Raw genomic sequence first — 17065 nt, forward strand, 5'->3', positions numbered from 1 at the left:
TGATAGGGTTTACCGGCACAGTAGTGATAGGGTTGCTTGCACTCAATGACCCGTGAGGTCATGGACATTGCACTCAAGGACGATCAGGGCAACGCATGAATCATCATCTGTTCCATCGCAGCACCCCTGCCCCGCACATCTCAGCGGGCCAGCATCTTCGCGAACTGCGCCGTCAGGCCAACCTCAGCCAGCTGGAACTGGCGCTGCTGACAGGGCTGTCGCAGCGTCATCTGAGCTGTGTGGAAACAGGACGCGCCAAAGCCAGCCCAGGCACCTTGCATGCCCTCCTGTCGGCCCTGGATACGCCGTTGGAGCGGTGCAATGAAGTGTTCGTTGCTGCTGGATACGCGCCCCGCTATGCCGCCACGCCACTCGATGCGCCTGAACTGGCCTTGGTGAATACTGCCATCGAGCATATTCTGCAGGTGAACAACCCCGCTCCGGCGATCGTCATCGACAGCAGCTGGGACGTCATCGCCGCCAACACCAGTACCGGGCTGCTGCTGGCGATGGCCGGTGTCAGCGCACAGCCGGCGACCGGCCTCAACCTGCTGCAGACACTGCTGTGCCCCGGTGGTCTGGGTGATCACCTGGCCAACGCGCCGGAAATCCGCGCTGCAGCCTGGCACCGCGCATCCAGGGAGGCCGCAGGCAATCTGGCACTGGCAGCGCACTTGCGCGACTTGCCGGCCCCGGCAAGCCCGTGCCAGACGGCGACAGCCACCCCCTTGTTGCTGACCCGCGTGAACACCCCGTATGGCGAGCTGAGGTTCCTGTCCACGTTCACCACCTTCGGTATGCCGCTGGATGTCACCGTGCAATCACTGCGCATCGAACACCTGATCCCCGCCGACGCACAGACCCGGCAAAGAATGCAGGCAGCGTTCGAGCAATGGTCGGCCGTTACAGCGTGAACGTCAGGTTTGGCCAAGGAGCCTGGCGCTGACCTGGTGACCCGTTTCATGCAGGTTTGCAGCTACACCGGCAGTTCGGTGGTCAACTTGATTTTTTCCATCGGTACTTCGGTCTTCACGTTCTGGACCACGCTCAGGCTGGTCAGGTGCGCCACCTGGAAGCGTCGATAGGCCTCCAGGTCTGCTGCCACTACCCGTAGCATCAAATCACAATCGCCCGCCATCACATGGCACTCCACCACTTCGGGCAACTGGCGTACGGCCTCGACAAATTCGTCCGTGGTTTCCTGGTCCTGACGCTTGAGCCACACCCTCACGAACAGGGTCAGGCCCAGCGAGACTTTGGCCGGGTCCAGCAGCGCCACATAACGCTCGATCACCCCTGCCTCCTCCAGCAGGCGTACCCGGCGCAGGCACGGCGAGGCAGACAAGCCTACCTGTTTGGCCAGCTCCTGGTTCTGCAACCTGCCGTCACGCTGCAGCGCCCGGAGGATACGTCGATCGATGGCATCTAGCTTGATTGGCATTGAAAAACCTTTTTCTCGATATTATGGGTAGCCACTTCCAAATCTTCAGTGCACAAGCGCAATTAAGCAAGCAAATTCCAGTAGTTCCTTGGAATAATTTTCCTCCACTGGAGGTGACTATGAATGCCCTTGAACCTGTCCTGAACGACCCACCCGATACCACGCCGCACAGCGAGCTGCGCCGTGGCGCCGTTGCCGCCCTGCCGGTCTTGCTTGGGTTCATCCCCTTTGCCCTGGTACTCGGTGCGCAAGCCTCCCAACACCAATTGACAGCAGGCGCAGTGGCACTGATGACCGGCCTCAACTTCGGTGGCGGCTCTGAGTCCGCCGCAATCGAGCTGTGGACCTCACCGCCGGCAATCCTTGTGATTGTTGCCATGACCCTGCTGATCAACAGCCGCCACTTATTGATGGGCGCGACACTGGCGCCTTGCTTGAGCCACCTGCCGTTGCCCAAGGTATTAGGGGCGCTGTTCTTCATGTGTGACGAGAGTTGGGCCATGGGCCTGGCCGATGCACGCCGGCGTGGCGGCTTCAGCCTGCGCTACTTCATGGGCGTGTCGCTATCCCTCTGGATCACCTGGATCACCTTCACCAGCCTTGGTACGCAGATCGGGCCGCTGCTCGGCGACCTGCGAAGCTATGGCTTCGACATGGCCTTCGCCGCGGTCTTCCTGGTACTGCTCAAAGGCCTGTGGAAAGGTGTACACGCTGCCCTGCCATGGCTGTTCAGCCTGTTTACCGCAGCGCTGTTCTACCTGCTGATCCCCGGTGGCTGGTACGTGCTCGCGGGCACGGTAGCCGGCCTGGTGACTGCCTATTTGTGGGCCAAGCCATGATTGACGTTGCTACGCTGGTCACCATCATTGGCATGGCCGTGGTCACCTACCTGACCCGTGCGCTGGGCTTTCTACTGCTGCGCAACCGCACCCTGGGCCCGCAACTGGCCCAGGTGCTGAACGCCGCGCCCGGCTGCGTGCTGATTGCCGTGATCGCACCCAAGTTCGTTTCCGGGCACCCGGCCGACCTGATTGCTCTGGGGCTTACCGTGTACGCCGCTGCGCGGTTTTCCCTCTTGCCGGTGGTGGTATTTGCCATTGTCGTGACGGGGTTGCTGCGTGTGCTGTTGCCGGCATGACCTGCCGCTACACCTACACGCCATTGACCCAGATCAAGCCCTCGCGCCGGGTTCGCGCGACGATGGCTGCACGCAAGGAACAACTCAAGTACCGCCAGGCGCACTGTGCTCAAGGTTTACCGCTTGATCACGGTGCGCAACCTTGGACAAGGAGCCCCACATGAACCCGCTGAAACACATACTGGTTGCCACCGACCTTTCCCCACACGCCCGCAACGCAGCTGAGCGCGCTGCCTACCTGAGCGATGCGCAGCAGGCCTCGCTGGACCTGCTCTACGTTGCCAACCCGGCACCCTTCGAGCGCCTCAAACAGTTGATGACGCCTGATGACGACCTGTTGAAACGCGTACTGGAGAGCGCAGGCGAAAAAACCCGCGCACTGGCAGCCATGCTGTTCCAGCGCTACGGCATCTCCGCTGGCGTGCAGGTTGCCAGCGGCTCGGTGATCACGGAGATCAACCGGGTGGCGCAGGACAAGCACAGCGACCTGCTGGTGTGTGGCGCCAGGGGCCAGAGCGTGGCGCGGCGCCTGCTGCTGGGGTCAACCGTGCAGAAAATGCTCAACCACATGCCCTGCCCTTTGCTCGTGGTCAAGCCTGCCCCTCGTGATGCCTACCGCACCGTGCTGGTGCCAGTCGATTTTTCGCCCGTTTCACTGCGCGCCATCAAACTGGCCAAGGCCCTTGCCCCGCAAGCAGAGATCATTCTGCTGCATGTGTACGAAGCGCCATTCGAAGCCAGCGTGCGCTTCGCCCATATCGACCACGGCACCCTCACCCAGTACCGCAATGTCATCCGCAAGGATGCAGAAGCACAACTCGCGGCGTTGAGTGAGGCTGCCGGCATGGCCGGCGCTCGGCAGATCCTGGTGCACGGGAACCCTGGCTGGAGCATTGTCGAGCAGGAACAGGAGCTGGAGTGCGACCTGATCGTGGTCGGCAAGCAGGGGGCAAGCGCGCTGGAGGAGCTGCTGGTGGGCAGCGTCACCAAGCATGTGCTGAACGAATCACTGTGTGATGTGCTGGTGACGCCATAGGCTGCATGAACGTTCTGCACTGCCACCTGTTGCGCCTGTCCGGGTCAAGCACAAGCGCCCTTGGCTAGCCTGACGGCGCGCGGGTTAGGGAAGAAAGCCCCCCGCCCATAGCATTCGCAAGCGGGACGTCATTGCTCAGAGCAGCCGCTCTACGCGAGACGTTTCATCGATTGCACTGATGATTACTATCGAGCGGCCTGCCTGTCGGTCAGGCAAGGCCGTCTCTACAATCGCCTGCAAATCCTCCCGCTCCTGCGCCTGCTACAGGCGAGATCCCTCATGGAACCTAACCCATGCCAAGCAACAGCCAGGCCCCTCGCGGCCTTCCCGAGCACAATCAACAGAGTGTCACCCAGCAATGGCTGGCAATCCTCTCGGTAGCCGTGGGTGCGTTCGCCCTGGTCACCAGTGAGTTCCTCCCGGTGGGGGTACTGAACGATGTGGCCAGCGACCTTGGCATCAGTGCAGGCCTTGCCGGCCTGATGGTGACCCTGCCCGGCATCATGGCTGCGTTGGCCGCCCCGTTGATTTCCGTAGGCGTCGGCGCGCTGGACCGGCGCTACCTGCTGATCGGCCTGACGCTGATCATGATCATCGCCAACACCATCGTGGCCTACGCCGGCGACTTCAGCCTGCTGTTGGCCGGCCGGGTGCTACTGGGTATCAGTATTGGCGGCTTCTGGGCCACAGCCATCGCCCTCAGCGGCCGCCTGGCACCTGACGGGATGGGCGTAGCCAAAGCCAACTCCATCATCATGGCTGGCGTAACCCTGGCAACCGTCGTGGGCGTGCCTGTGGGCACCTGGCTGAGTGGCCTGATGGGCTGGCGCATGACGTTCCTGGTCACTGCACTGGTAGGCGTACCGGTGCTGCTGGCACAGGTATTCCTGCTGCCGCGGCTGATGCCGGAAAAAGCCATCCGCATCAGCGACCTGCCAGCGTTGTTCATCAACCCGCAAGCACGGGTCGGCTTGATCGCCGTATTGCTGATCGGCCTGGCACACTTTGCTGCGTACACCTATGTCGCACCTTTCTTCAAACAGAATGCCGGCTTTGACGGGCCTACGATCAGTTCATTGTTGCTGTTGTATGGCGTGGCCGGCTTCATGGGTAACATCTTCGCCGGCTTTGCTGCCAACCGCAGCGTGCGGCATACGCTGATGCTGGTCGCGCTCATGATCGCAGTCAGCACCGCCCTGTTCCCGCACTTCGCCACCGGCATGACGGGTGCCGCGATGCTGATCGCACTGTGGGGCTTTGCCTTCGGTGCATTCCCGGCTTGCGCCAATATCTGGATGTTTGTCGTAGCGCCCAAGGATGTCGAGCGTGGCATGCCACTGTTCGTGGCCATGTTCCAGGTGATCATTGCCGTGGGCTCGTTCTTCGGCGGGCAAGTCGTAGACCATATGGGCACTGCGGTACTGCTGAGCCTGGCCACGGCGCTGGTGGGCTGTGGCTTTGTCACCGTGCTGGTGCTGGGGCGCAACGTCAGCAACGATCTGGCGGCGCAGCCAGGCTGAGCAGCCGCCCAGGGCGGCTGCGCAATGCTTGAGGCCGTGAAACCGAGGCGCCTGCTTCGCGGGCAAGCCCGCTCCCACAGGTACCGCACGGCCCCAGGCGCTTGCATTAGCTGCAATCGCCCCGCTCAGGCTGACGTGGTTGCCTGGCGCACATCACCTGAACCTCGGCGCCACGGGCCCTGGCCAGCAGCTCCTCGGTGTCATCCCCGCCGGGCAAGGCAAGCAACAAGTCAGGGCGGCTGTCATTGAGCATGAACAGGTTGCGCAGGCGTTCGGCCTGCTTGCCGTGCAGCTGCCAGTTTGGCGGGTAACGCACCAGATCGGCGCCATGCTCGCGTGCCCAGCTTTCAATTTCCCCGCCAAGAAACTGGCTGCCACCGTGGATCAACACCCGGATCGGCCGCTGGCGCTGGACGTCGTCCAAGGCCTGGCGGCAGCGTCGGGTGTCGGCGTAGTTGCGTCCTGCACAAATCAGTACTCGCATGGTCTGCTCTCCTTGCATCGCTCAGAACCACTGGCCGAAACGGCGGATGTAGAGGGTCTTCATGGCCTGGGCGACCACGCAGTAGCCCAGCAGGGTGGCGACCAGCCAAGGGAAGTACTCCCACGGCAGCGGCACCAGGCCAACCATCGCGCCCACAGGGGAGAACGGGATATAGATACCCAATGCCATGACCAGCCCCGTTGCCAATACCACTGGCAATGCAGCGGTACTCTGGAAGAACGGCACCTTGCGAGTGCGCAGCATGTGCACTACCAGCGTCTGAGACAGCAACCCCTCGATGAACCAGCCAGACTGGAACAGCGCCTGCATTTCGACGCTGTTGGCGGCGAACACGTACCACATCAGGGCGAACGTGGTGATGTCGAAGATCGACGACGTAGGACCTATCCACAACATGAAGCGGCCGATGTTGCGGGCATCCCATTTGCGTGGCCTGCTGAGGAACGCCTTGTCCATGCGGTCCCAGGGCAGCGACAGCTGGGAAAAGTCATACATCAGGTTCTGCAGCAACAAGTGAATCGCCAGCATCGGCAGGAACGGAATGAACGCACTGGCCACCAGGACCGAGAACACGTTGCCGAAATTGGAACTGGCAGTCATGCACAGGTACTTCATGATGTTGCCAAAGGTTTCGCGGCCTTTGAGCACGCCCTCCTCGAGCACCATCAGGCTCTTTTCCAGCAAAATGATATCGGCCGATTCCTTGGCGATGTCAGTGCCGCTGTCCACCGAGATACCGACATCAGCATCGCGCAGGGCTGCGGCGTCGTTGATGCCGTCGCCAAGGAAGCCCACGGTGTGACCATTGGCCTGCAAGGCTTTGAGCACCCGTGATTTCTGCAACGGGGTGAGCTTGGCGAAGACGGTGCGCTCCTCCACCTGAAGCTTCAGGGTGGTGTCGTCCATGCCCTCGATGTCCTGGCCGAGCAATGGCTGGCCTGGCGCCAGGCCCACTTCACGGCAGACCTTCGACGTGACCACCGGGTTGTCGCCGGTCAGTACCTTTACCTGCACGCCCATGTCGCGCAAGGCGGCAATGGCCGGGCCGGCAGTTTCCTTGGGCGGGTCGAGGAAGGTCAGCATGCCCTGGATGACCAGATTGCGCTCATCTTCGGTGTGATACTGCGCCTTGCCTTCGGCCGCCGGGATCTCCCGGGTGGCAACCACCAGCACGCGGAAGCCGTCCTGGTTGAAGGCATCGACACTGGCCATCAGCTGCTGGCGGCGGCACGGATCAAGGGCAACGACCTTGTCGCCTTCCTGCACATGGGTGGCGATGGCAAGCATTTCCTCGACCGCCCCTTTGCTTACCAGCAGGTGATCGCCCAAGGCATTCTTCACTACCACTGACAGGCGGCGGCGGATGAAGTCGAACGGCAGTTCGTCGACCTTTGCGTAGGCGTAAGGCGCCTGGAACTGGCGGTCCTGGCCGGCGAAATGCAGCACGGCCTGGTCCATCAGGTTGCGGATGCCGCTTTGGTGATGGCTGTTGAGCCAAGCCAGCTCGAGGATGTGATTGTCGGTTTGGCCGTCGAAGCGCACATGGTGCTCGAGGATGATCCGGTCCTGGGTGAGCGTGCCGGTCTTGTCGGTGCACAGTACATCCATGGAGCCCAGGTTCTGGATGGCATTCAGGCGTTTGACCACCACCTTGCGCCGGGCCATGGCCACGGCGCCCTTGGCCAGGTTGGCGCTGACGATCATCGGCAGCATTTCCGGAGTCAGGCCCACTGCCACGGCAAGCGCGAAGAGGAAGGCATCACCCCAGTCGCCTTTCACCACTCCGTTGATCATGAATACCACTGGCACCATCACCAGCATGAAGCGGATCAACAGGCTGCTGACGCTGTTCACGCCGCGGTCAAAAGCGGTCTGGCTGCGCGAACCGGCAATGGCCTTGGCCAGCGAGCCAAAATAGGTGCGTCGGCCGGTGGCGACCACCACGGCGCGGGCGCGGCCACTGACCACATTGGTACCCATGAAGCAGATGTTCGGCAACTCGAGCAGGTTATCCTGATGTGCGCCATGCTCGGCGGCGGACTTCTGCGCGACATTACCCAAGGTGTCGTACTTTTCGACCGGCAACGCTTCGCCGGTGAGCACGGCCTGGCTGATAAACAGGTCTCGCGCTTCGAGCAGGCGGATATCGGCGGGAATCATGTCACCTGCAGAAAGCTGCACGATGTCGCCGGCCACTAGTTCGTCCATGGGCACTTCGCGCAGGCGCGGGGCTTGCCCGATCTGCTCGCGGCGCAACACGGTGGCAGTAGTGCGCACCATTGCCTTGAGCGCGTCGGCAGCCTTGTTCGAGCGGTACTCCTGCCAGAAGCGCAGCAGGCTGCTGAGGCTGACCATGGTCATGATGATGATGACCTTGGTCAGGTCGGCGTCGTCGGCTTCGCCTGCGCTGAGCGGCAGCCAGTAGTCGGTGACGAAGCTGATCCCGGCCAGGGTCAGCAGTACATAGATGAACGGGTTATGCAGGGCCTTGAGCAACTGCACCAAGGCGTGGGGTTGCGGGCCGTGGGCGACCTGGTTGGCCCCATCGCGCGCCAGGCGCTTGGCGGCTTCGTGCTCGGTCAGGCCCTGATCGCTGGCATCGAGATTGGCGAGGGTGACGGCCAGGCCATTGCGCGCTTCACGGGCGGCTCGGGTGGACAGGCGGGTTTCGCGTTCGGCCTTGGCCGATGAGGTGTTACGGTGTTTGACAGTCATGTTGCTGTGCTCCTGCCGCTGCGGCGGCACGACACACAGACGTTTCACTCAGGCGGTGAACGAAGGCATGTCGGGTCGCTGAATAATGCTGGTTCTTTCCGACAGTTGTCTGTCCGCTGCCGAGAGTCGGAAGTTGTTTCGGCAGCGAACTTTCTACTCGCGCAATCCATGGTTTAATCCCTTTTAATAAACACAGGGCAATAGTTATCCCGCGAACTTTTAACGTGAAAAGTTCGAGCATAAAGATACCGCTCAATATCTTTTATTCAGTGAGAAGTGCGGGGGCTCAAGCGTGCATGAAGACGCGCCAGCACCCCGCAACTACTTGGGGGGTCCTGGTGGTGGTCAAGGTAGCCGTGCAGACGCCGCGGCCAGGCGCGGGCCTGCCGCGGCGCAAGGCACGCAGGCTGGCGATGTGAAACGAATGAAGTGAGGTTCATGAGCTTGCCTCCAACCGGCCAACACCGGCGGCGGCAAGTCACAGCGGAGCATCAGGCTCTGGCGCGGCTTGCCCGACCGGGGTGTCGGGACCGGTGTTCCGGTTCAAGTGCCTGACCGGGCCATACGGCAGGGGTCAGACAGCGACTAGATACTGTGTCCATTGAATTCTTCAGTGAAGGGAAAAAAGGCCCCGCGCTCGGGGCGGTCGAACTTTATTCAAGCGTAGTATCGAAGTCAACCCGCAAAGGGAACTTTGAATAAGTTTAACCTTATCTTAATGCGACAACGATCAGATGCGGGTTGGTCACCCGCCGAACCTCAAACCTGGAACCGCCTCACCGTAGCCCCATGGTTCAGTGATCGAGCCAATAGTGCTTGGCTCTGTATGAAAAGCCTTGAGACGAAGGTCAGGCTTTTGCAGCCCCTAAAACAAAGACTGGAGAAGGCAGCGGTACTCAGACAGGAACTTCAACCCTTGTTCCCGGTCGATAGCATCCCCTGGCCCCCTATCAGCAAGGGCTTGCCAAAGACCTGTCGAGTTACTGCCGATGCCCTGCACACCTGTTCTGTCAGCCTTGCTCCTGTTGTTCAGCGTAGCCGCATCAGCCTATGCACAGGCCGGCGAGCGCTCCGCGCCTGCGCGTAGCAACAATGCCTCGACCTTACTGATCGAAACGGCTTCGCAGCAGTATGCCGATGGCCAGCTGGACCATGCGGCAGCCACCCTTGAGCGAGCCCTGCACATACAGCCGAACAACCCGGCAACCTTGCACTACCTGGGCGTTCTTCGCCTGCAGCAAGGGCAGTATGAACAGGCAGAAAACCTCGCGCTGCGGTCCAACTTGCGTGTAGGCGCCAACCATGCGCTGCGCAATCGCAACCTGCAGTTGATCGAGGCCGCGCACAAAGCCCAGCGCCCAGACATGCTGCCGACAGCTGCGCACTGATGGCCGGTCAGACGCTGCGCAGCCCTGTCGCGATACAAGGCCGCGCCTTGCCAATCGCTTTCGCTGCGTCTGCCAGGCGTTGGGTCGCCTGCCGGATCTCATCCGCATCCAGCGAAGCAAATCCCAGGCGCAAGGCGTTCTCGGCATGGCCAAACGGTGAAAACTGTCGCCCACTGCGCACCACCAGGTCCAGTTCCAGTGCGTTGTCGACCAACTGATCCACGTTGATCCCATCGGCAAACCTCACCCACAGCGCCAGGCCACCTTCTGACGCCTGCACGCTGATCTGCTCACCGAACGCATCGCGCAAACACCCCAACAAGGTCTCACGCCGGCGCCGGTACTCGCGGTTGACCCGGCGCAGGTGTTTCTTCAGCTCGCCATCATTGATCAGGTCCGCCAACATCTGCTGCATGACTGCATCGCCCTGCCCCAGGGTCAGCATCGCCCTGCGTTCCAGCACGGTTGTCACTTCCACCGGTGCCACGATATAGCTGCAACGGAACGTGCTGCCCAAAGGCTTGGACAGTGAGCCAATGTAAATCACGTGCCGTTGATGGCGGTCGCTGGCCAACGGCAGATAAGGCCGCCCGGCAAAGTGGTATTCGTAGTCGTAATCCTCTTCGAGCACGCAAAAGGCATGCTGGCGCGCCAGCTCCAGCAGCTGTTGCCTGCGCCCGGCTGGCAGGCTGACCGTGGTCGGGAACTGGTGATGGGGCGTTATGTACATCATCCGCACCTTGTGCTGCCGGCACAGGGCCTCGAGCTGGTCGACCCGGCAACCCTCATGGTCCAGCTCCACGGTCACCAGGTGGGCACCCAGCTGACGGAAGATCTCCCAGGCAGGGGGGTAACTCAGGTGCTCGACCAGCACAACGTCACCCGGCTTGAGCAACACACTGGCCACGAGGGACAGCGACATCTGCACCCCTTGGGTCAGGCAGATATGCTCGGCGCCAACGTTCAGGCTGCGATTGTGCCGCAGCATATCGGCCAGGGCGCTGCGCAGATTGCGGCTGCTGCACTCGCTGCCATGGCGCACGCTGTTGCTGGTGAAGCTGCTGCGCAAGGCATTACGGTAATAACGATGCAGTACAGCCTGTGGCAGCAGGCGGTGGTCACAGGCGCCGTTGTCGAAGAACAAGGCCCCTGGACGCCCTTGCTGGGCTACAGCCTGTTCGTTCGCCTTGAAGTAGGCAACGGCAGGCTCCTCTGGCAGCGCCAGGGCAAAAGGCCGCACGGCACCGGAAACGGCCGCTGTGCCAGGCGCCAGCTGCTGGCTGACAAAGGTGCCCCGGCGTTGCACGCTTTGCAGCCAGCCCTTGGTCTCGGCTTCCTCGTAAGCAAGGATCACGGTCTTGCGATTGACGTTCAGCAGTTGCGCCATCTCCCGCGTGCCCGGCAACGGCGTGCCAGGGCGCAGGCGACCCTCGCTGATTGCGGCCACCAGCCCTTCGACAATCTGCCGGTACGACGCTTGCGCCCCATCGAGCTTGAGCAGTGGCTGCCATTTACGAAGCTGGACCATATGAAATATCCAAAACTGGAGGTTCTGCTGGTCCTGGACTATAGCAACAATCGGACCTCCATTTGCCCCGAGGTGTTCATGCAAAGCCGCCACGTCATTGAGTTGTCGCCCTCGGGCAAAACCTTCGAAGCCAGCCAGGAGCTGCTGCTCGATGCCATGCTCGCCAGCGGCCTGCCGGTACCCTTTTCCTGCCGCCGCGGCGCCTGCGGCTCGTGCAAGGTCAAGGTGGTATCGGGGCAGCATCAGGACAAGCAGCGGGATGCGGACACACCGCCGCCTTCCTATCCCTTGGCCGCCGACGAGATGTTGCTGTGCCAGAGCCACGCCTGCAGCGACATGCGTCTGGAAATACCCGGCTGGTCACTGGACGCCCCGGCACTGGAAACCCAGGCACAGGTGGTTGGCAAGCGCGCGCTGAGCGCAGATATTGTCGAACTGGTGCTGCAGCCTGCTCAGCCGCTGGAGGTGCGGGCGGGTCAGTACATGCGGTTTCAGTTGGGCAACGGCGACAGCCGCTGTTTCTCCATCGCCAACCTGCCCGCCCAGGAACAAGGGCAACTGGTGTTTCACATCCGCAAGGTCAGCGGCGGCCTGTTCACCGAAGGCTTGCTGCCCACCCTGCAAGCAGGTGCAACGGTAAAGCTCGAAGGCCCGCTGGGCGCCTGTACCTGGCAGCACGATGACCAACGCCCGCTGATCCTTTTCGCCACCGGCACAGGTTACGCCGGCATCAAGCCGCTACTGCTGACGGCCTTGGCCGGCGATGCCGAAGTCACGTTGTACTGGGGTGGCTCATCGCCGGCGGATTTCTATGACCGCGAATTTCTCGACGTGTCCAGCAGTGTGCACCCACACTTCCACTGGCAACCGGTACTCTCGGCCCAGGCCCGTATACAGCAGGTGGCGCTCAGCCAGACGCATCGCTGGGGCGAAGCCCAGGTCTACGCCTGTGGCAATGCCACAATGATCAGCCAGACTCGCGAGCAATGCCTTGCGGCAGGGGTACAGCCCCATCGTTTTGTGGCCGAGGCCTTTGTCGCCAGTGGTGCACTGACAACGCAGGCTTCAGCAGCCAGCACGCTGCACCCTGAGCTGGAAAAGGTCGGCCCACGTTATTCGCTGGACGGCATGCTCGCGGCCCGCGAACAGTCGGTGCGGGCCGTGGCCGCCATTGCCAGCCAACTGCAGGTCGGCATGACCACCGCACAGGCACTGGAGATGGCCGCGCATACCCTGCAGGCGATGGGCGCCTCACACACCTGGCACCCCACCTACATCCGATTTGGCGACGATACCGTGCGTACGCCACGGCAAGGCATTGACCTTCAACGTGCGCTACGCGCCACGGACATCGTCGTGGTCGATGTTGGCCCGGTATGGGATGGCTATGAAGGTGACTATGGCGATACGTTCGTGTTTGGCCAGCACGCCCTGCACCACGCCTGCGTGAAGGCACTGCATGAAGTGTTCGACGAGACTCGCCAGGCCTGGGGCCGCGGGTTGACCGGGCGTGAACTGTATGACTTCGCCGAGCGCAGTGCCCAGGCCAAAGGTTGGCAGCTGGAGCGCAACCTGGCCGGGCATCGCATCGCCGACTTCCCGCATGTGTTGTATAGCCAGGACAAGCTGGCCGAGGTGGAGATTGTCCCGAGCGAGGTGGTATGGGTGCTGGAGATACAACTGTGCCACCCTACCGAACCTGTCGGGGCATTCTTCGAAGACATCCTGATTGACGAACGCAAGCCGGGCGCTGCCACGGCAGCTTGATGCCGCCAATCAAAGCACGCACTGTGTGCTTTGGGTTAACGCCTCAAGGCTCGGCCCTTGAACCCGTAACAGGTTAAAGTTGGCAGCAGAAGGAAACCATACAAGGACGATTACCATGCAAGTACGCACGCTCACCCCTGACGACCTCCCCCAGGCCTGCGCCTTGTGCATGGATGCCTTCATGCAGGCGGTCGCGCCCACGCTGTCGGCGCAAGGTATCGAGACCTTTACCCAGGTGTCGGCACCCCAGGCGTTTGCCGAGCGCATGCAGGGTGACAACCTCATGCTGGCCTGTTTTGTCGAAGGCGCTATCGCAGGGCTGATCGAGCTCAAGGAAGGCCGTCACGTTGCGATGCTGTTCATTGCACCAGGCCTGCAACGCCAGGGCATAGGCAAGCGCCTGATGAACGCAGCACTGGAGCATGCCAGAACTGAGGTGGTGACGGTAAAGGCATCATTGTCTTCTGTACCCGCTTACCAACGCTACGGCTTTACCCCGGCAGGCGACGTGGGCGAGCTTGCCGGGCTGGTGTATCAGCCGATGGAAAAGCGCCTGCCGTAAGCAGCGCAAGGCTGCTCCACAGCGGGCGCATGGTCGTCAGCCCATCTGCTGCCACAAGATCAACAACCCGGGCACCCAGGCTGTGAAGATCGCGCACAGCAAGGTCATTGCCGCCACCAGACGCTGGATCTTCCTGGCCAGCGCCAGCAGCAGGAAAAAGCTGAACCACAACACCGTCCACGCCGCCCAGTTCAGCACATCCCACACCCTCAACAGCCCTTCGGCGCCAGGAATGGAACTGACTGTCACCACCAACGCCGTCACGCTGACGAACAGGCAGAACCAGCCTAGCCCGCGTCCATCTACCTGCAACATCTGGTTGGCGGCCACCCACAGGTAGGTAAAGGCGAACAGGAGGGTCAAGGCTCCGGCCTTGATGCCTTCGTCCGAGCCCACCACGAAGATCAGGTAGACCGCCACCAACAGGCTGAGCAAACCGACAAACAGGTTGATCACCGTCACTTCGCGGTCGGTGATACGCCCCATCAGCCAGATGCTGTTGATGAACAACACTGCACCCACATACAGCAGAACCAGTCCGTACAACATGGCAACCTCTTCTCATTCGAATTGTTTTAGGGTTTTTCTTGCCATTTCCAGCATCGACAACCGCTGTTTCATCGCCTCTTTCGACAAGTAGGCATGGGCTTCAGGCTCCTGCCAGCCCTGGGCCGCCATCAGCAGGACCTTGGCTTTGTTGATGTCGGCCTGGTGCTCCAGACGCTCCTGCAACTGGGCATTTTTCTGCATCAAGCGGGCCTGGGCCTCACTGTTGCTTCTGGCGCACACCAACGCCGGAAGCACCTTGTGGTTGTCCAGCGGCAGCACCATCACGCCGTGACACCCCAGCTCCAGGATTTGCGAAAGAATGGTCGGGCTCTCGTACTCCACCAAGGCGATGGCGGTCAGGCGTACGCCGCCCTGGGCCAGCAGCTTGCCCAGCTCGGCATGGTGGCGGCCTTCGAACACCCCGCAGAACACCAGGTCAGTGTGGGTGTCGAAGGCCTTGGGCGGTGGCCAGCACTGCTTCACCGAGCAGCCGATGCGCATCAGTTGCAGTACCAGGGCATCAGTGATTTCACTGGGCGGACAAACAATGCCCACGTGCAGTTCACGCAGCGTGTTCAGGATGTTCGAAGTGCTCATGAGGGGCCGCCTCCCATCATGCTCGCAGTCCAGTCGTCCAGGTTGTGAACCACCACATAGGGGTCAGGACGGATGGTCGTAGGCGATTGCCATTTGATGCAGATCTGCCCGCTTGCATCGATCTCGCCAATGCGTGAAAACAGGTGCGAATGGTTGTTCTGCTGCTCCACCTGCACCCTGCCCTGGGGGCTATCCATGCTCGTGTAGTACAGGTGATTGCGGATCACTTCCACCTCCAGGCTGCCGGTGGCATTCACCGCCTGGCACAGCATGCGCATCTGGCAATACGCCGCCTCGGCCCAGGCAGTGATGCGCACATCGGCCGGAAAGAACGCACGGCACTGACTGACGAATGCATTGCTTTGCGGCGACTCGACGCTGGTGAAGTACGGTGCCACGACGATGTTGCCGTGAGCCACCTCGGCCCCCATTTCGGCAATTTCTGCCTCGCTGGTAGTCAAGCTGGCGATCGGCGGCCGAGGGCCACTGCCATAGCGCTGTGCTATTGCTTGATAAAAGCTTGCCGTCCCCGTACCGACCACGGTCGAAAACACCACATCCGGGGCAGAACGTACCACTCGCTCGACCACCAGGGCCAAGTCATCGGCCGAGGGGTACAGGGGCATGTAGACTTCTTCCACCACTTCGCCGCCATGCTGCTTGTACAGGTGACGCATGACATGGTTGCTTTCCCGCGGGTAGATGTAGTCGGAACCGACGAAGGCGACCCTGGCGCCGTAATGACGTGTCAGGTATGCCGCCAGCGGCGCGCTGTTCTGGTTGGGTGCCGGGCCGCCGTAGATGATATTGGGCGAGTACTCGAAGCCCTCGTAGGGCGTGGGATAGAACAGCAAGCCATCGGCGCGCTCGATGACGGGCATCACGGCTTTGCGGGTGTGCGACATGTAGCAGCCGAGCATCAGGCGCACGCCGTGGTTGCGCACATAGTCGTCACACAGGTTGCGATAACGGTCCGGGTCGCCTCCGGGGTCGCCGACCAGGGTCAGCACCGGCTGGCCGAGCACTCCCCCCTCGCGGTTAACCTGTTCTACCGCCAGCAGCGCGCCACAGCGCTGCGAGCGTTCAATGGCTGCGGTAACGCCGGTTTCGGCGAACAGCAAGCCCACCTTCAATTGCCTGTCTTGTCTACTCATCACACCATCCTGTGACAACCATCATGTCGGCAACGAAAAACGGATGCGCCCGCGCTCGAGGTGGCCGGCCACCGTCATGCACGTCACTTCTGCCCGGCATGGGATGCGGTTACCGAGCAGGTACTCGGCCAGTGGCACTTCCAGCTCATGGCGGATAAAGCGCTTGAGCGCACGCGCGCCAAACTCCAGGTCATGGCCTTCGCTGGCCAGCTTGCCAACCACCGCAGCATCCAGCTGCAGGCGGCAGTGATGCTTGGCAAGGCGCCGGTTCAGGCGTGACACCTCCAGTTCAACGATGCGCTCGCCCACCTCCTGTTCGATGGCATTGAACACCACGGTGCTGTCGATGCGGTTGACGAACTCGGCAGAAAAACGCTTCACCAGGCGCCGCCGCACCAGACCCGGCAAACGCTCGCGGCGCGCTGCCTGCAGGCCAAGCAGGCGCCGCAGCGACGCCAGCGGGCCCAGCCTGTGCTGGCGTATTTCGTCTGCCGCCAGGTTGCTGGTCATGAACACCAGCGTGTTACGAAAATTGCAGCTCTTTTCACCGGAGGCCAAGCGCAGCAGGCCGTTGTCAAACACATTGAGCAGCGCCTGGGACACCTCCTTGCTGGCCTTTTCCAGCTCATCGAACAGCACGATCCCCGGGCGTCCCTGGCTTCCGTCCAGCAGCGCCTGGTCGAACAGCGTGCGGCCCTCCTTGGCGCCAGCATAGCCCGGTGGCGCGCCGGTCAGGGCGGCGGCGTAGTGTTCCTGGGCCAGCGTATTCATGTCGACCCGGCAGTAGGCATCGGCATCACCGTGCAGGGCGCGGGCCAGGGCACGCACGACCTCGGTCTTGCCGACTCCGGTCGGGCCGAGGAACAGTGCCGTGAACAGCGGCCGGCGCGGGTCGAGAATATCCGCCCGCACCACCGTGAGCACATCTTCGATGGCCTGCAAGGCTTCGTCCTGGCCCAGTACTTCGTCGCGCACTATCTGCATGACAGCAGCGACATCGAAGCGGAAACGCGACTGCAGGGTGTCTTCGCTACGCTGGTGGGTCTCGACGATTGCCCGGGTGTGGCAGTTTTCGGCATTCAGTGCAGCGCTGGAGGACGCATCGCGACGCGTCTGCTCCAGCAGGTCGTTCAGGAACGGCATGGTCTTCCCCTCGCTTTGTGAA

16 protein-coding genes are annotated in these 17065 nt (G+C 61.8%); 8 read left to right on the forward strand and 8 right to left on the reverse strand.

The window, feature by feature from the left end; genetic code table 11:
• Positions 1-95 precede the first annotated feature (95 nt).
• Positions 96-914, forward strand: coding sequence for a helix-turn-helix domain-containing protein (locus J3A98_RS13220; RefSeq protein ID WP_209966644.1), 819 nt, complete (start codon positions 96-98; stop codon positions 912-914).
• Positions 915-976: 62 nt separating this feature from the next.
• Here J3A98_RS13220 and J3A98_RS13225 read toward each other — a convergent pair whose 3' ends face one another.
• Positions 977-1441, reverse strand: a complete 465-nt coding sequence (locus J3A98_RS13225; protein ID WP_014753443.1) for an Lrp/AsnC family transcriptional regulator — start codon at positions 1439-1441, stop codon at positions 977-979.
• 119 nt (positions 1442-1560) lie between these two features.
• Here J3A98_RS13225 and J3A98_RS13230 point away from each other — a divergent pair, with 119 nt between their 5' ends.
• From J3A98_RS13230 to J3A98_RS13245, 4 genes are all read left to right on the forward strand, one after another.
• Positions 1561-2280 (forward strand): AzlC family ABC transporter permease, encoded by a 720-nt coding sequence (locus J3A98_RS13230; RefSeq protein ID WP_209966646.1) that lies wholly within the window; start codon positions 1561-1563, stop codon positions 2278-2280.
• Positions 2277-2579, forward strand: a complete 303-nt coding sequence (locus tag J3A98_RS13235) for an AzlD family protein (protein WP_209966648.1) — start codon at positions 2277-2279, stop codon at positions 2577-2579. The genes J3A98_RS13230 and J3A98_RS13235 overlap by 4 nt, the downstream gene beginning before the upstream one ends.
• A 160-nt stretch (positions 2580-2739) precedes the next feature.
• Positions 2740-3615, forward strand: coding sequence for a universal stress protein (locus tag J3A98_RS13240; protein WP_209966649.1), 876 nt, complete (start codon positions 2740-2742; stop codon positions 3613-3615).
• Between the two features lie 293 nt (positions 3616-3908).
• Positions 3909-5135, forward strand: coding sequence for an MFS transporter (locus J3A98_RS13245; RefSeq protein WP_209966652.1), 1227 nt, complete (start codon positions 3909-3911; stop codon positions 5133-5135).
• Between the two features lie 106 nt (positions 5136-5241).
• On the opposite strand, the gene J3A98_RS13250 is transcribed toward J3A98_RS13245, so the two are convergent.
• Both J3A98_RS13250 and mgtA read right to left on the reverse strand, forming a co-directional pair.
• Complete coding sequence (locus J3A98_RS13250; protein ID WP_003254146.1) at positions 5242-5619, reverse strand: DUF2493 domain-containing protein; 378 nt, start codon at positions 5617-5619, stop codon at positions 5242-5244.
• Positions 5620-5640: 21 nt separating this feature from the next.
• Positions 5641-8355, reverse strand: a complete 2715-nt coding sequence (mgtA, locus tag J3A98_RS13255) for a magnesium-translocating P-type ATPase (protein WP_209966654.1) — start codon at positions 8353-8355, stop codon at positions 5641-5643.
• A gap of 989 nt (positions 8356-9344) precedes the next feature.
• On the opposite strand from mgtA, the gene J3A98_RS13260 reads away from it, so the two are divergent.
• Entirely contained in the window at positions 9345-9743 is a 399-nt protein-coding gene (locus J3A98_RS13260; RefSeq protein ID WP_209966656.1) for a tetratricopeptide repeat protein, read from the forward strand.
• A gap of 7 nt (positions 9744-9750) precedes the next feature.
• On the opposite strand, the gene J3A98_RS13265 is transcribed toward J3A98_RS13260, so the two are convergent.
• Entirely contained in the window at positions 9751-11271 is a 1521-nt protein-coding gene (locus J3A98_RS13265; RefSeq protein WP_209966658.1) for a PLP-dependent aminotransferase family protein, read from the reverse strand.
• Here J3A98_RS13265 and J3A98_RS13270 point away from each other — a divergent pair, their 5' ends adjacent.
• A complete protein-coding gene (locus J3A98_RS13270) occupies positions 11272-13038 on the forward strand; it encodes an NAD(P)H dependent flavin oxidoreductase family protein (RefSeq protein ID WP_209966660.1) in 1767 nt (588 codons plus the stop codon).
• Positions 13039-13153: 115 nt separating this feature from the next.
• The gene (locus J3A98_RS13275) at positions 13154-13600 is read left to right on the forward strand and encodes a GNAT family N-acetyltransferase (protein ID WP_176684129.1); all 447 of its coding nucleotides are present in this window, start codon (positions 13154-13156) and stop codon (positions 13598-13600) included.
• Positions 13601-13636: 36 nt separating this feature from the next.
• Here J3A98_RS13275 and J3A98_RS13280 read toward each other — a convergent pair whose 3' ends face one another.
• Genes J3A98_RS13280 through J3A98_RS13295 form a run of 4 tightly spaced genes read right to left on the reverse strand, consistent with a single transcriptional unit; the run spans position 13637 to position 17043 of the window.
• The gene (locus tag J3A98_RS13280; protein WP_209966662.1) at positions 13637-14149 is read right to left on the reverse strand and encodes an AmiS/UreI family transporter; all 513 of its coding nucleotides are present in this window, start codon (positions 14147-14149) and stop codon (positions 13637-13639) included.
• A 12-nt stretch (positions 14150-14161) separates the two neighbouring features.
• Positions 14162-14746 carry an ANTAR domain-containing protein gene (locus tag J3A98_RS13285; RefSeq protein WP_012052055.1) on the reverse strand — a complete coding sequence of 195 codons (585 nt, stop codon included), beginning with the start codon at positions 14744-14746 and terminating at the stop codon, positions 14162-14164.
• Complete coding sequence (locus J3A98_RS13290; protein WP_245355072.1) at positions 14743-15900, reverse strand: transporter substrate-binding domain-containing protein; 1158 nt, start codon at positions 15898-15900, stop codon at positions 14743-14745. Before J3A98_RS13290 ends, J3A98_RS13285 begins: the two co-directional genes overlap by 4 nt.
• A 21-nt stretch (positions 15901-15921) precedes the next feature.
• Positions 15922-17043, reverse strand: a complete 1122-nt coding sequence (locus tag J3A98_RS13295; RefSeq protein WP_209966667.1) for an AAA family ATPase — start codon at positions 17041-17043, stop codon at positions 15922-15924.
• Positions 17044-17065: the final 22 nt, after the last annotated feature.

The sequence above is a fragment of the Pseudomonas sp. BP6 genome (assembly GCF_017875935.1).
In the GTDB taxonomy this organism is placed as follows: Bacteria; Pseudomonadota; Gammaproteobacteria; order Pseudomonadales; family Pseudomonadaceae; genus Aquipseudomonas; species Aquipseudomonas putida_Y.

Bases quoted from the DNA above. Each gene is read 5' to 3' on its own strand.
- J3A98_RS13235 (WP_209966648.1), top strand. From the start codon at position 2,277: ATGATTGACGTTGCTACGCTGGTCACCATCATTGGCATGGCCGTGGTC.
- J3A98_RS13290 (WP_245355072.1), bottom strand. From the start codon at position 15,900: ATGAGTAGACAAGACAGGCAATTGAAGGTGGGCTTGCTGTTCGCCGAA.
- J3A98_RS13230 (WP_209966646.1), top strand. From the start codon at position 1,561: ATGAATGCCCTTGAACCTGTCCTGAACGACCCACCCGATACCACGCCG.
- J3A98_RS13240 (WP_209966649.1), top strand. From the start codon at position 2,740: ATGAACCCGCTGAAACACATACTGGTTGCCACCGACCTTTCCCCACAC.
- J3A98_RS13220 (WP_209966644.1), top strand. From the start codon at position 96: ATGAATCATCATCTGTTCCATCGCAGCACCCCTGCCCCGCACATCTCA.
- J3A98_RS13280 (WP_209966662.1), bottom strand. From the start codon at position 14,149: ATGTTGTACGGACTGGTTCTGCTGTATGTGGGTGCAGTGTTGTTCATC.
- J3A98_RS13295 (WP_209966667.1), bottom strand. From the start codon at position 17,043: ATGCCGTTCCTGAACGACCTGCTGGAGCAGACGCGTCGCGATGCGTCC.
- mgtA (WP_209966654.1), bottom strand. From the start codon at position 8,355: ATGACTGTCAAACACCGTAACACCTCATCGGCCAAGGCCGAACGCGAA.
- J3A98_RS13285 (WP_012052055.1), bottom strand. From the start codon at position 14,746: ATGAGCACTTCGAACATCCTGAACACGCTGCGTGAACTGCACGTGGGC.
- J3A98_RS13250 (WP_003254146.1), bottom strand. From the start codon at position 5,619: ATGCGAGTACTGATTTGTGCAGGACGCAACTACGCCGACACCCGACGC.
- J3A98_RS13265 (WP_209966658.1), bottom strand. From the start codon at position 11,271: ATGGTCCAGCTTCGTAAATGGCAGCCACTGCTCAAGCTCGATGGGGCG.
- J3A98_RS13260 (WP_209966656.1), top strand. From the start codon at position 9,345: ATGCCCTGCACACCTGTTCTGTCAGCCTTGCTCCTGTTGTTCAGCGTA.
- J3A98_RS13225 (WP_014753443.1), bottom strand. From the start codon at position 1,441: ATGCCAATCAAGCTAGATGCCATCGATCGACGTATCCTCCGGGCGCTG.
- J3A98_RS13275 (WP_176684129.1), top strand. From the start codon at position 13,154: ATGCAAGTACGCACGCTCACCCCTGACGACCTCCCCCAGGCCTGCGCC.
- J3A98_RS13270 (WP_209966660.1), top strand. From the start codon at position 11,272: ATGAAATATCCAAAACTGGAGGTTCTGCTGGTCCTGGACTATAGCAAC.
- J3A98_RS13245 (WP_209966652.1), top strand. From the start codon at position 3,909: ATGCCAAGCAACAGCCAGGCCCCTCGCGGCCTTCCCGAGCACAATCAA.